13 protein-coding genes are annotated in these 14,267 nt (G+C 36.1%); 12 read left to right on the forward strand and 1 reads right to left on the reverse strand.

The genetic code is table 11. The annotated features are described in order from the left end of the window. Window positions 1-24 precede the first annotated feature (24 nt). From paaC to DK508_RS20605, 12 genes are all read left to right on the forward strand, one after another. Window positions 25-780 (forward strand): 1,2-phenylacetyl-CoA epoxidase subunit PaaC, encoded by a 756-nt coding sequence (paaC, locus tag DK508_RS20550; RefSeq protein WP_109302649.1) that lies wholly within the window; start codon window positions 25-27, stop codon window positions 778-780. A gap of 67 nt (window positions 781-847) precedes the next feature. Continuing rightward, complete coding sequence (gene paaD, locus DK508_RS20555; RefSeq protein WP_109302650.1) at window positions 848-1,351, forward strand: 1,2-phenylacetyl-CoA epoxidase subunit PaaD; 504 nt, start codon at window positions 848-850, stop codon at window positions 1,349-1,351. 47 nt (window positions 1,352-1,398) lie between these two features. Next, window positions 1,399-2,178 (forward strand): enoyl-CoA hydratase-related protein, encoded by a 780-nt coding sequence (locus tag DK508_RS20560; RefSeq protein ID WP_109302651.1) that lies wholly within the window; start codon window positions 1,399-1,401, stop codon window positions 2,176-2,178. Window positions 2,179-2,181: 3 nt separating this feature from the next. Continuing rightward, window positions 2,182-3,360, forward strand: a complete 1,179-nt coding sequence (locus DK508_RS20565) for a 3-hydroxyacyl-CoA dehydrogenase NAD-binding domain-containing protein (protein WP_109302652.1) — start codon at window positions 2,182-2,184, stop codon at window positions 3,358-3,360. 8 nt (window positions 3,361-3,368) lie between these two features. Further along, window positions 3,369-3,773, forward strand: a complete 405-nt coding sequence (locus DK508_RS20570) for a PaaI family thioesterase (RefSeq protein ID WP_109302776.1) — start codon at window positions 3,369-3,371, stop codon at window positions 3,771-3,773. A gap of 38 nt (window positions 3,774-3,811) precedes the next feature. Continuing rightward, window positions 3,812-5,023: a 3-oxoadipyl-CoA thiolase gene (locus DK508_RS20575; protein WP_109302653.1), complete on the forward strand. Its 1,212-nt coding sequence runs from the start codon at window positions 3,812-3,814 to the stop codon at window positions 5,021-5,023. 4 nt (window positions 5,024-5,027) lie between these two features. Continuing rightward, on the forward strand, window positions 5,028-7,526 hold the full coding sequence (gene paaZ / locus DK508_RS20580; protein WP_109302654.1) for a phenylacetic acid degradation bifunctional protein PaaZ: 2,499 nt from the start codon (window positions 5,028-5,030) through the stop codon (window positions 7,524-7,526). A gap of 60 nt (window positions 7,527-7,586) precedes the next feature. Further along, the gene (locus DK508_RS20585) at window positions 7,587-8,339 is read left to right on the forward strand and encodes an enoyl-CoA hydratase/isomerase family protein (RefSeq protein WP_109302655.1); all 753 of its coding nucleotides are present in this window, start codon (window positions 7,587-7,589) and stop codon (window positions 8,337-8,339) included. Beyond that, entirely contained in the window at window positions 8,336-8,932 is a 597-nt protein-coding gene (locus DK508_RS20590; RefSeq protein WP_109302656.1) for a transferase hexapeptide repeat family protein, read from the forward strand. The genes DK508_RS20585 and DK508_RS20590 overlap by 4 nt, the downstream gene beginning before the upstream one ends. 122 nt (window positions 8,933-9,054) lie before the next feature. Continuing rightward, window positions 9,055-10,317, forward strand: a complete 1,263-nt coding sequence (locus DK508_RS20595; protein WP_235016450.1) for a dihydrolipoamide acetyltransferase family protein — start codon at window positions 9,055-9,057, stop codon at window positions 10,315-10,317. Window positions 10,318-10,445: 128 nt separating this feature from the next. Next, on the forward strand, window positions 10,446-11,519 hold the full coding sequence (locus DK508_RS20600; protein ID WP_109302658.1) for a branched-chain amino acid aminotransferase: 1,074 nt from the start codon (window positions 10,446-10,448) through the stop codon (window positions 11,517-11,519). Between the two features lie 72 nt (window positions 11,520-11,591). Continuing rightward, window positions 11,592-13,655: a thiamine pyrophosphate-dependent enzyme gene (locus DK508_RS20605; protein WP_109302777.1), complete on the forward strand. Its 2,064-nt coding sequence runs from the start codon at window positions 11,592-11,594 to the stop codon at window positions 13,653-13,655. Here DK508_RS20605 and DK508_RS20610 read toward each other — a convergent pair. Further along, window positions 13,652-14,257: a class I SAM-dependent methyltransferase gene (locus DK508_RS20610; protein ID WP_109302659.1), complete on the reverse strand. Its 606-nt coding sequence runs from the start codon at window positions 14,255-14,257 to the stop codon at window positions 13,652-13,654. The two genes, DK508_RS20605 and DK508_RS20610, sit on opposite strands and share 4 nt — an antisense overlap. Window positions 14,258-14,267 lie beyond the last annotated feature (10 nt).

A 14,267-nucleotide genomic window follows, 5' to 3' on the forward strand; every position in this document is an offset into this window, starting at 1 on the left:
GCTTAAGTAAAGCCAGATTTAATGATGAAAAACGAAAATTTAGTACACTATATCTACGGGATTGCAGACAATGCTTTGATTCTTGGTCAACGATTATCAGAATTGTGTGGGCACGGCCCAAGTTTAGAGACAGATATTGCGTTAACCAATATGGCTTTAGATTTATTAGGGCAAACCAGAAGTTATTATCAGTATGCAGCACAACTTTTGGGTGATGGAAAGACTGAAGATGATATAGCTTATTTAAGAATAGAAAGACAATATAAAAATGTATTGTTAGTAGAACAGCCTAATAAACATTTTGGGTATGTGATCACAAGACAATTTTTTTATGATGTTTTCCATTTATTGTTATTACAAGAGTTGCAAAATAGCAAAGACGAAACCTTGTCGGCAATTGCAAAAAAAGGAATTAAAGAAGTAAGTTATCATCAAAGATTCTCGTCTGATTGGATGAAAAGATTAGGAGATGGTACAGAAGAAAGTCGTAAAAAAACTCAGGAAGCAATAAATGATCTATGGAAATTTACAGATGAGTTATTTCATATGACCGAAGATGATAAACAAGTTTTTGAAGCCGAAATAGGAGTTGATGTTACCACCCTTAAACAACTATATAATCAAAGAGTAAAAGAAGTTCTTGAAGAAGCAACCTTAACAATTCCAGAGATTAAGTGGTTTCAAAAAGGAGGTAAACAAGGGATTCATAGTGAACATATGGGGTATTTGCTTTCTGATTTACAATATATGCAACGTACGTACCCTAATATGAAGTGGTAAGTTATGTGTATGAACGCTATTTCCTTTTTTAAGGAAATCTTTTTTTTAATATAATCTTAGTTAGGAGATGACGATAGAATTAGAAAATCATATTGATCCGATGCTTTTTCCAATTTTGGAAAAGGTACACGATCCTGAAATTCCGGTTTTGTCAATTATGGATATGGGAGTTGTACGTTTTGCGCAAATGATAAACTCTGTAGCTCAAATTAAAATTACTCCAACCTATAGTGGGTGTCCAGCCATGGATGTTATAGGAGAGGATATTGTTGAAGCTTTTGCCAAAGAAAATATAGAAGCCAAGGTCTCCTTAGTATTGTCACCAGCCTGGACCACAGATTGGATTACTCCAAGAGGTAGGGAATCGTTAGAGGAGTATGGAATAGCGGCGCCTTTAGAAGAAAATGCAGACAAAGAGGCATTGCTTAATAATAAAAGGATTGTAAAATGTACAAATTGCGGTTCTGTTAATACAAAATTAGTAAGTCAATTTGGTTCTACTGCCTGCAAGGCATTGTTTAAATGTGAAGATTGTTTAGAACCTTTTGATTATTTCAAGTGTCTTAAATGATAGTAAAGAAATAATGTTTAACTCAAAATTTAAATAGAAAATTAAATATGCCTTCAATCGAATTGTATGTCGAAAATGGAGTAGCGAGAATAACGCTCAATCGTCCTGAATCCTTTAATAGTTTTAATAGAGAAATGGCCCTTTTGTTACAAAAGACCCTGGATGAATGTAATACTAATGCCGAAATAAGATCTATTGTTATTACTGGTAAAGGAAAAGCCTTTTGTGCTGGTCAGGATCTTAAAGAAGTAACATCTCCCGAGTTAAACCCAGGTTTTAGAAAAATTCTAGAAGAGCATTACAATCCGATAATAGAGAGAATACGTTCTATAGAAAAACCAATAATAGCTGCGGTTAATGGTGTGGCTGCTGGAGCTGGAGCAAATATAGCTCTTGCATGTGATGTGGTCGTAGCTGTAGAAACTGCAAGCTTTATTCAGGCGTTTAGTAAAATAGGCTTAATTCCTGATAGTGCAGGAACCTTTTTCTTACCAAGATTAATTGGTTTTCAAAAAGCATCGGCATTAATGCTGCTAGGGGATAAAGTATCTGCCAAAGATGCAGAACAATTAGGAATGTTATACAAGGTATTTGCTGTAGATACTTTTAATGAAGAAGTATCGAAATTAGCATTAAAATTGGCTCAAATGCCTACCAAAGCGTTAGGGTTAACAAAAAGATTACTTAACCAATCTATGGTTAATAATCTCCAAGAGCAATTAAATTTAGAATCTGACTTACAGATAGAATCTGCAGAGAGTGAAGATTATGCCGAGGGAGTAAACGCATTTATAGAAAAAAGAAAACCTGTATTTAAAGGAAAATAAAAAATGGTTGTAGGAGTAATAGGATCTGGTACAATGGGAAGTGGTATCGCACAAGTAGCGGCTACTGCTGGTTGTTTAGTGAAAGTGTATGATACCAATGTAGAAGCATTAAATAGAAGTAAACAGGCATTAGAGAAAATTCTTTCCCGATTGGTTGAAAAAGGAAGAATAGATGAAACAGAGAAAAATCGCATTCAGAGAAATATATCTCACGTTAATTCTTTGAAAGATTTAAAAGATGCAAATCTTACTATTGAAGCGATCATTGAAGATATAAATATTAAAAAGAAAGTGTTTTCTGAGCTCGAGAGTTATGTTTCGGAAGATACTATAATTGCATCAAATACTTCTTCATTATCTATTGCTTCGATAGCTTCAGCATTGCAGAAACCACAACGATGTATCGGGATTCATTTTTTTAATCCGGCGCCATTAATGAAATTGGTAGAGGTAATTCCTGCAGTTCAAACTTCTAAAGAGGTTACCCAAAAAGTCATTAAGATTATTGAAGATTGGAAAAAAGTGGTTGCCCTTGCAAAGGATACTCCAGGTTTTATTGTGAATAGGGTTGCAAGGCCTTTTTATGGAGAATCTTTAAGAATATTAGAAGAAGGTTTGGCCGATGAAGCAACAATTGATTGGAGTTTGAAAACCTTGGGAGGGTTTAGAATGGGCCCTTTTGAATTAATGGATTTTATAGGTAATGATATTAACTATACGGTAACAGAAACTGTTTTTAAAGCTTTTTATTATGATCCAAGGTATAAGCCTGCTTTTACTCAAAAAAGATTATCTGAAGCAGGGTATTTAGGAAGAAAAACAGGAAAAGGATATTACGATTATAGTGATACAGCAATTAAACCTTCTCCCAAAGAGGATAAAGAAGTGGCGACATATGTTTTTGATAGAGTATTGGTTATGCTAATTAATGAAGCTGCCGATGCTTTGTTTTGGAACATTGCCTCAGCTTCGGATATTGATAATGCAATGACCAAAGGGGTTAATTACCCAAAAGGATTATTATCATGGGCAGATGAAAAAGGAATTGATTGGTGTGTAAATAAACTTGATGCCCTTTATGATGAATATCGAGAAGATCGCTATAGATGTAGTCCGTTATTACGAAAAATGGGAAGGGAGCATACGACTTTTTTTAATACAAAAGAGATAGTAGATAATTAATGATGGTTATGAAATCTGAAGATATTCCGCATAAAATGTTATCTCAAGACGCCTTTAGTCAATGGTTGGGGATAGAAATTCTTGAAGTTGAAAAAGGCAGATGTAAAGTAGGAATGACTGTGCGAAAAGAAATGCTCAATAGTATGGGTAAAGCACACGGAGGAATTTCGTATAGTTTGGCGGATACAGCCTTTGGTTTTTCGGCAAATACTCACGGAAAATATGCAGTGTCTATTGAGACCTCGATTAATCATATTGAGGCTTTAGAAGAAAATGATTACCTAACAGCAGAAGCTGTAACAGATATTGCCAAGACTAAGATTGGTTTTAATATTGTAGAGGTAAAAAGAAATAATGAAATAGTAGCCCTATTCAAAGGGGTGGTATATAGAACCGGTAAGGACTGGGAATAATAAAATTATTAAGAAAAGAATCTAATTCATACTACTGAATGAAAGAAGCATATATCATAGATGGAATTCGAACACCTATAGGAAATTATAAAGGCACATTATCAGCAGTAAGAACTGATGATCTAGGAGCGCTCGTTATTCGAAAATTAGTAGAAAAATATCCAAGTATTCCTAAAGAAGCATACGATGATGTGATTATGGGGTGTGCAAACCAAGCAGGAGAAGATAATCGCAATGTTGCCAGAATGTCTTTACTTCTTGCGGGCTTACCATTTACAGTTCCTGGTGAAACGGTTAACCGGTTATGTAGTTCGGGATTATCTGCAATTATTCATGCAAATCGTGCTATCAAAGCAGGTGATGGTGATTTATTTATTTCTGGTGGAGTTGAGAATATGACGCGTGGACCATACGTGATTGCCAAACCATCTTCGGCTTATGGTAACGATTCTAAAATGTATGATTCTAGTTTTGGATGGCGTTTTGTAAATCATAAAATGCATGAGTTATACGGTACTGATGGTATGGGTACAACCGCCGAGAACTTGGTAGAAAAATATAATATATCTCGAGAAGATCAGGATGCGTTTTCATATTGGAGTCAAATGAAAGCCACTAAAGCTCAAGAATCAGGAAGATTAGCAAAAGAGATTACTACTGTAGAGATTCCTCAAAGAAAAAAAGATCCTATCCAATTTTCGAATGATGAGTTTATAAAACCTGGTACTACCAAAGAAATACTTGGTAAACTAAGACCAGCTTTTAAGAAAGGTGGAAGCGTAACCGCAGGAAACGCATCAGGACTTAATGATGGTGCAGCGGCTACCATAATAGCTTCCGAAGATGCAGTTAAAAAATATAATTTAAAACCTCTGGCAAGAGTGGTTAGTTCTGCAGTAGTTGGTGTAGAGCCTAGAATAATGGGTATTGGCCCTGTTCAAGCTTCTAACAAGGCGCTAGAAAAGGCAGGCATCACTATGGATGATATTGATGTAATAGAGCTTAACGAGGCCTTTGCTTCTCAAGCATTAGCATGCATAAGAGAGTGGGGGTTAGCAGATAATGATCCAAGAATAAACCCTAATGGAGGATCGATCGCAATCGGACATCCATTAGGAGTAACGGGAGCCAGAATAGCATATTCTGCAGCTCTAGAATTACAAGAACAAAAGAAAAGATACGCGTTAATCACTATGTGTGTAGGTGTAGGTCAGGGATATGCATGTGTAATTGAAAACACAAACCTTTGATATTATGAAAAAACTAGAAAGTTATATAAACGGTAAATGGGTTTCGGGTTCTGGTGATGGAACTATAATGCATGATGCCGTTACTGGCGAAATTATCGGGGTATCATCGACAGAGGGTTTGGATGTGCCAGAAGTATTGCAGTATGGTAGAACCAAGGGGGGAGAAATACTTCGAAAAATGACCTTTCAGGAAAGAGGTAATATGCTTAAAAAATTGGCATTATTTCTTACCAAAAGAAAAGAAGAATTTTATGAGTTGAGTTATCGATCAGGTGCCACTCGTGTAGATAGTTGGATTGATATTGAAGGAGGCTTTGGAAACTTATTTGCTAACGCCTCGTTACGTAAATTATTTCCAAATCAACCTTATCACGTAGAAGGAGATCCAATAGATCTTTCTCGTGGAGGACGTTTTATGGCACACCATATTTTAGTACCTAAAAGAGGAGTCGCTGTACATATTAATGCATTTAACTTTCCTATTTGGGGGATGTTAGAAAAATGTGCTGTAAACTGGATGGCAGGAGTGCCTTCGGTAGTATTACCAGCGCCTCAAACTGCTTATTTAACAGAAGCTGTAGTACGAGTGATAATAGATTCAGGTATTTTACCAGAAGGATCATTACAGTTGCTAAGTGGGATGACCAAAAACATTTTAGATACTGTAGAATCTCAAGATGTAGTTACTTTTACAGGATCTGCACATACAGGTAGAATCCTTAAAGCGCATCCAAGATTAATAGAAGAATCTGTACCGTTTACGATGGAAGCAGATTCTCTTAATGCCTCGATATTAGGTGAGGATGCTGTACCAGGAACGATAGAGTTTGATTTGTTTATCAAAGAGGTGCGTAAAGAAATGACCGTCAAGTCAGGTCAAAAATGTACGGCTATTAGAAGAATAATTGTGCCATCTAATTTGGTAGAAGATGTACAGATTGCATTAGGTAAGCAGTTAGATAGAGTTACTATCGGTGATCCAAGGTTGAAAGAAGTGAGAATGGGAGCTTTGGCAAGCAAACAACAAGTAGAAAGTTTTAAAAATAATATTACTGCCATAGCCAAGACGGCTCAAATGGTATATGGTAATTTGGATAAAATTGAAACTGTTGGTGCAGATGCCGAAAAAGGAGCATTCGTATCTCCTATTTTATTGAGAGAAGACGAGCCATTTAAGAATACTAACGTTCATGAGATTGAGGCTTTTGGTCCAGTATCTACTATTATGCCTTACGATACCTTGGATGATGCGATTACCCTATCTCAAATGGGTAAAGGATCATTGGTATCTTCTATTTTTACCTATGATGATACTATTGCAAAAGAGTTTGTTGTAGAGGCGGCTTCGCATCATGGTCGTATATTAGTGGGTAATAGAGAAAATGCAAAGCAAAGTACAGGGCACGGTTCTCCATTACCTATGTTAACCCATGGAGGCCCAGGTCGTGCTGGAGGCGGAGAAGAAATGGGAGGCATGCGAGGTATCAAACATTATATGCAAAGGTGTGCCATACAAGGAACACCAACAACACTAACAGAGATCACCGGAATTTATCAGGCCAATTCTGCATATAAAGAGTCCGAAAATCATCCTTTTTCTTATCATTGGGAAGATATAGAACCTGGTATGTCTATTAAAACACATAAGCGAACGGTTACTGATACTGATATTATCAATTTTGCAAACCTTACTTGGGATCATTTTTATGCACATACAGATATTACGTCGTTAGACGGAAGTATTTTTGAAAAACGTACAGCTCATGGATATTTTATTTTGGCAGCGGCGGCAGGGTTGTTCGTCTATCCAAATAAAGGACCAGTGGCTGCAAATTATGGTCTAGAAGAATGTCGATTTTTACGCCCTATATACCATAATGATACTGTATATGTGAGATTAACTTGTAAGCAAAAAATTGATCGGGATCATCGTGGAAAAGAATTACCTAGCGGAATTGCAAAATGGTTTGTAGAGGTATTTGATCAAGATGATGAGCTTGCAGCTATAGCCACGATTTTGACGATGGTACAGAAAAAATCACCGTTTATACAAGTGGATAGATCAAATATTGAAGGATATTTATCAAAATTAAAGGAAGATGCGAAACCTAATTGGGGATTAATGACTGCACAACATATGGTCGAGCATATAGAAAAAACAATTAGAATAGGAGCGGGTCAGATTCAGAACTTTGAAATTGCTACTCCCGAAAAGTACTTAGAACGAGTACAAGAGATGATTTATAATCATAAACAAATGCCAAGGGGAGTGTATCATCCTTTAATGAAAGAAGGGCAATTAGAAGAGCTTGTTCATGAAGATTTAACATCTGCAAAAGCTAAATTAATAGAAGCTTTAGACGAATTTGAAGCATATTATAAAGAAAACCCAGATGCGATAACAAAAAATGCGGTATTTGGGGAGATGAATAAGTTTGAATGGGATTTATTAAATGTTAAACACCTGAATCATCATTTTGAACAATTTAACCTTTTAGATTAATTTAAAAATAGAAAACATGTAGCACTAAGTTTATGTAAGTGCTCATGATTACAAAATATAATGACTGCACCATACGTAAATATTGATATAGAAAACGGAATAGGGACGATAGAATTTTTTCATCCTGCTCATAATTCGTTACCGGGAGATATTCTTACAAAATTGGCCCAAACGATTACTGATGCTGGAAATAATAAAGATGTTAAAGTTATTGTTCTCAAAAGCGGAAAAGATAGGACTTTTTGTGCTGGAGCAAGTTTTAAAGAATTAATTAATATCAATGATGCCGATACAGGTAAGATATTCTTTTCTGGATTTGCTAATGTGATTAATGCTATGCGCAAATGCCCAAAGTTTGTGATCGGGCGTATACAAGGAAAGACTGTTGGTGGAGGAGTAGGATTGGCCGCAGCAACAGATTACTGCATGGCTACAAAGTACGCCTCAATTAAGTTAAGTGAACTTAATGTGGGTATAGGACCATTTGTAGTAGGACCTGCAATAGAACGTAAAATAGGACTATCTGCAATGACACAAATTGCAATCGATGCTAATTCTTTTTATGATGCAGAATGGGCTAGAAATAAAGGGTTGTTTACCAAAGTTTTTGATGATGTTGAAACTTTGGATAGAGAGGTGGATGCGTTCGCAGCACACCTATGTACTTATAATCCAGAAGCGATGAAAGAAATGAAAACGGTGTTTTGGGAAGGTACAGAACATTGGGATACATTACTGGGCGATAGAGCGGTAATTAGTGGAAGATTAGCATTAAGTGAATTTACAAAAGAAACCTTGAAACGATTTAAATGATTTATAGCTTTAAAGGATATATACCCGTAGTGCACGAAAGTAGTTTTGTACACCCTTTGGCAGCTGTTACTGGTAATGTGATTATTGGTAAAAATTGTTATATCGGTCCTGGAGCTGCAATTCGTGGAGATTGGGGTGAGATTATCCTTGAAGATGGAGTAAATGTACAAGAAAATTGTACTATACATATGTTTCCGGGTAAATCCATTGTCCTTAAAGAAAGTGCTCATGTTGGGCATGGCGCAATAATCCATGGTGCAAATTTAGGTCGCAATTGCTTAATAGGGATGAACACTGTGATTATGGATGATGCAGAGATTGGCGATGAATGTATTGTTGGTGCTATGTCTTTTGTAAAAGCAAATACTATTTTTGATAAACGTAGTTTAATTGTAGGTAACCCTGCCAAAGTAGTTAAAGAAGTTAGCGATGAAATGATATCCTGGAAAACAAAAGGAACAAAATTATATCAGCAATTACCAGCAGATTGTTTTGATTCTTTACACGAGGTAGAGCCTTTAAGAGAAATTCCAAAAGATAGACCTACTCAAGATGCGTTTTACAAAACACTAGAAGAATTTAAGAATACATAAAAACCATAATTCTTGATGCACATTAAATTTATTGAAGTGCAACTGAAAGAAAAGCTTTAAAATAAGAAACTAACGAACATTAGTTAACCAAAATGACGACAATAGAACTAAAGATGCCTAGAATGGGCGAGAGCATATCGGAAGCTACCATTTTGAACTGGTTAAAGAATGTAGGCGATACGGTAGAAGAAGATGAAACAATCCTAGAAGTTGCTACAGATAAAGTAGATTCTGAAGTACCTTCTCCATGTAATGGTGTAATTGCCAAAATACTGTGTCAACCCAATGAAGTTATTGAGGTAGGAAAGGTAATTGCTGTTATCCATGTAGATCAAAATTCGGCTGTAAAAAATGTCAAAGCGCAGGATAATGAACCAAAAACTACGACTCCTTCAAAATCGGTTGATAAGTCTAGTCTCGATTCTAATAGAGATGTGCAACGATTGGTATCTAATCCTGATGCCTTTTTGTCTCCATTAGTTATAAGTATTGCTCAAAAAGAAAACCTTACTATCGAAGAAGTGCAAAGTATTCCTGGAACAGGAACAGAAGGACGAATTCGAAAAAGTGATGTAATGAGATATTTGAAAAACAGACAATATCCTTTACCTAGTAGGCCACAAACTCCAGTGGCAAAATCTACGTATAACGCACCCCCGATATCGTATGTTGAAGGAAAAGATAGCATTGTAGAAATGGATCGTATGCGCAAAATGATTGCGGATCATATGGTCTATTCTAAGCATACTTCTCCTCATGTCACCAGTTATATTGAAGTTGATGTAACCAATATTGTGAATTGGAGAAACGAAGCAAAAAGCAAATTTCAAGATAAGTATGGAGAGAAATTAACCTTCACTCCCATTTTTGTTGAAGCTGTTGCGAAAGCAATTAAAGAATACCCTATGATCAATGTATCTGTTGATGGTAAGAAAATAGTGGTTCATGATGATATTAATGTAGGTATGGCGACTGCTTTACCAAGCGGAAACCTTATTGTTCCTGTGGTTCGAAATGCAGATCAAAAAGACCTTTTGGGATTAGCCGAGAACGTAAATCATTTGGCAAATAGTGCAAGAAATAATGCTTTAAAACCTGATGAAATAGGAGGAAGCACATTTACGATTTCTAATGTGGGAACTTTTGGAAGTTTGATGGGGACTCCAATTATTAATCAACCCGAGGTAGCAATCCTGGCGTTAGGAATTATAAAGAAACGACCAGAAGTTATTACAACTGATAATGGAGATGAAATAGCGATAAGAAGTATGATGTATTTATCACTGTCGTTTGACCACAGAGTAGTTGATGGATTTTTAGGAGGGTCTTTTTTGCGAAAAGTAGGAGATGAATTAGAAGCATTTGATATAGATAGAAAAATATAATACATGCGCAAGGGATAGAAGTGACATCCTTTTTTGTTTGTCAAACTGAGCTTGCCGAAGTATAAAACAAATAAAAAAGATATAACAAATAGCCCGACCCGAAAGGATGCGCACTAAACAATATAAAAATGGAATCACAGATCAAGATTACTAGAACATCAAATTCGGCCTTACAGCATATAGATTTTGAAAACATCCCATTAGGGAGAACTTTTACTGATCATATGTTTATTTGTGAATATGAGGATGGGAAATGGCAAAATCCTAGGATTGAACCTTTAGAACTTATCCCAACGCATCCCGCTGCAATGGCTTTACATTACGGTCAAGCTATTTTTGAAGGTATGAAAGCTACGGTTGGCACGAATAGCACCCCGTTATTATTTAGGCCAGAAGAGAATGCTAAGCGTTTTAATCATAGTGCAGCGAGAATGGGGATGCCATCTGTGCCCGAAGAACTTTTCGTAGAAGCGGTAAAACAAATTGTAGGAGTAGAACATAATTGGATTCCACCACAAGAGGGTAGTGCTTTATACTTAAGACCATTTATGTATGCAGACGAACCGTTTATAGGTATGCGTGCAGCGACAAGTTATAAGTTTATAGTGATATGCTCTCCTGCGGGACCATTTTTTACCAAAAAAATAAGGTTATATGCAGAAACCGAATATATAAGAGCGGCAGATGGTGGTACTGGCGAGGCAAAAGCAGCCGGGAATTATGCGGCTGCCATATTACCTACAGAAAAAGCTAAATCCAAAGGATATGATCAGGTATTATGGTTAGATGCTAATGAACATAAATATGTACAAGAAGTAGGTACAATGAATATCTTTTTTAAGGTTGAAGGTAAATTTATAACCCCCAGTACAGGCGGCTCTATTTTAAAAGGAATAACACGAGATAGTGTAATCACTCTTTTAAAGGACAAAGGTTTCGAAGTAGATGAACGCCCAATTACAATAGACGAGGTGATACAGTTTTCTAAAGATGGGAAATTAGAAGAAGCATTTGGAACGGGAACGGCGGTTGCTATTGCAATGGTAGAAGCCATTGGATATAAAGATGAGGTAGTAACATTACCAGGAAGTAATCCAGTAAGCCAAGATGTTAAAAATACATTGGATGAAATTAAGGCTCAGAAAAGAGATGATACTCATGGATGGATCATACCTGTAGACGTTGAAGAAAAAGTAGGATAGTAATTTTTTAGAGAATAGAAACACGAATTTGGAATAATAAACCATAGTCGTACACGCAAAAAATTGAAGGATATGTTAGCTGAAAAAACAATAGCGAAAGAAATATTACAAAAAGCTTTTTTGACACTTTGCAAAGCGAAGTCGATGACCGAGTTGTATGAAGAGAATTTCAAAACTGTTTCAAAATATGTACATGCTACATCTCGAGGGCATGAAGCTATCCAAATAGCTACAGCAATGCAATTATTACCGCAAGATTATGCCTTTCCGTATTATCGAGATGATGCAATGTTATTGGGTGTCGGGATGCGTCCTTATGATTTGATGCTACAATTACTGGCAAAAAAAAGTGATCCTTTTTCGGGAGGGAGAACATACTATTCGCACCCAAGTTTGCGTGATGATGATAAACCTAAAATACCACATCAGTCTTCAGCTACTGGTATGCAAGCAATACCATCTACTGGTGTAGCTTTGGGATTACAATACAAAGAATTGATAGGTATAGATGATAAAGTATTAAAAGAAAAACCTTTGGTTGTATGCTCTTTGGGAGATGCTTCGGTTACCGAAGGAGAAATTGCAGAGGCGTTTCAAATGGCAGCTTTAAAACAATTGCCAATTTTGTATTTAGTACAAGATAATGGATGGGATATTTCTGCTAATGAAGCAGAAACACGAGCACAAAACGCTTATGAATATGCTGCAGGATTTAATGGATTAGATGCTATTTCTATAGATGGAGCAAACTTTACTGAAAGCTATTTAGCAATACAGGAAGCAATACAAATTATTCGTAAAGAACGAAGACCAATATTGGTGCATGCCAAAGTACCATTATTAAATCACCATACTTCTGGCGTGCGTATGGAGTGGTATCGAGATGATTTGGAAGAAGCACGTTCTAGAGATCCTTATCCAGTATTAAGAAATCAATTACTAAATAATGGTTTCAAGGAAGAAGACATACTTGCTATTGAGACTGAAGCAAAGACTATTGTAAAAAAGGATCTGGAAGAAGCGATGAAAGCCGAAGATCCAAAGCCAGAGGATTTATTTACCCATGATTTTGCTCCTACACCTATTACTGAAGAAACTGGTGAACGATCTCCTTCAAACAAAGAAGAGGTAGTTATGGTAGATTGTGCGTTATTTGCGGTTGAGGAGTTAATGAAGCAACATAAAGAATGCTTGCTGTACGGTCAGGATGTTGGAGGAAGACTAGGTGGTGTGTTTAGAGAAGCTGCTACCTTAGCTCAAAAATTTGGAGATGAACGAGTATTTAATACACCTATTCAAGAAGCTTTTATTGTTGGATCTACAGTAGGGATGTCTGCTGTAGGCTTAAAACCTATCGTCGAGGTACAGTTTGCCGATTATATATGGCCAGGATTAAATCAATTATTTACAGAAGTAAGTAGATCATGTTATCTTTCTAATGGAAAATGGCCTGTCTCTATGATTCTTAGAGTTCCTATTGGTGCCTACGGTAGTGGTGGTCCTTATCACTCATCTTCTGTAGAATCTGTAGTAACCAATATACGAGGGATTAAAATAGCATATCCTAGTAATGGGGCCGATCTTAAGGGGTTAATGAAAGCTGCATATCATGACCCAAATCCGGTAGTAATTTTAGAACACAAAGGGTTGTATTGGTCAAAGGTAAAAGGAACTGATGCGGCTAGAACTATAGAACCTTCAGAGGATTATATTTTACCTTTTGGTAAGGCAAATATTGTACAAAGAATCTGGCCAGAAGATGAAAAAGAAACATTAACCATAGTAACTTATGGGATGGGCGTGCATTGGGCATTGAATGCTACAAAAGATAGTAAAGATGTTGTAGAAATAATCGATTTACGCACATTATATCCTTTGGATGAAGAGACGATTTTTGAATCGGTAAAGAAGACAAAAAAGTGTTTAGTAGTTACTGAAGAGCCAACAAATAACTCTTTTGCAAGAGCTTTGGCAGGAAAAATTCAAGAAGAATGTTTCAAATATTTGGATGCGCCTGTAATGACAATTGGATCCGAGAATATGCCAGCGATCCCCTTAAACAGTACATTGGAGCAAACCATGATTCCGTCAACCGAAAAAGTAAAAATTAAAATAGATGAGTTGTTGAAGTATTAATTTTTCTTGAAAATCCCAAAGAGTTCATTTCCTTGTCTTTCGGGGATGGAATTATAACACTTTTCAAAAGTAATGACGCTAAAATGCTTATCTAAAAAAGACAAATAAATTGTTTTATCACCTCCAAACGGTCTCTTTTCCATGTCACCAGTAAGAGGAATATCAAACCATAAACCTACAAGTTTGCCATGTTTGCCAAGTAATTTTGACATTTGAGATACGTATGCGCTTCTATTTTCTTTTGTTGGAACAAAAGAACAGAAAAAAGTTTGCTCAATGATTAGATCATAATTTCCTTTTAGTGTGAAAAAATTATCATGCAATAATTGAGATTTGGGAAAATTTGGAACTCTTTTGGCAAATGCGTCCAATGGAGTTTTAGAAATATCTAATACAAAAACATTTTTGAAACCATTCAGAAATAAATACTCTGCTTCATAGGCATTGCCTGCTCCAGGAATTAAAATTTTGATACTCTTATCTGTTAACTGATCAAAATATTCTTTTAGTGGAGTAGATATATAACCAATATCCCAACCCATACGATTCTCGTTATAACGTTGAGTCCAATAGCTACTTTCCTGCGAGAGATTTACTTTCATTATTACGTTA

Origin of the sequence: Aquimarina sp. AU474 (assembly GCF_900312815.1) — a bacterium.
Classification (GTDB): Bacteria; Bacteroidota; Bacteroidia; order Flavobacteriales; family Flavobacteriaceae; genus Aquimarina.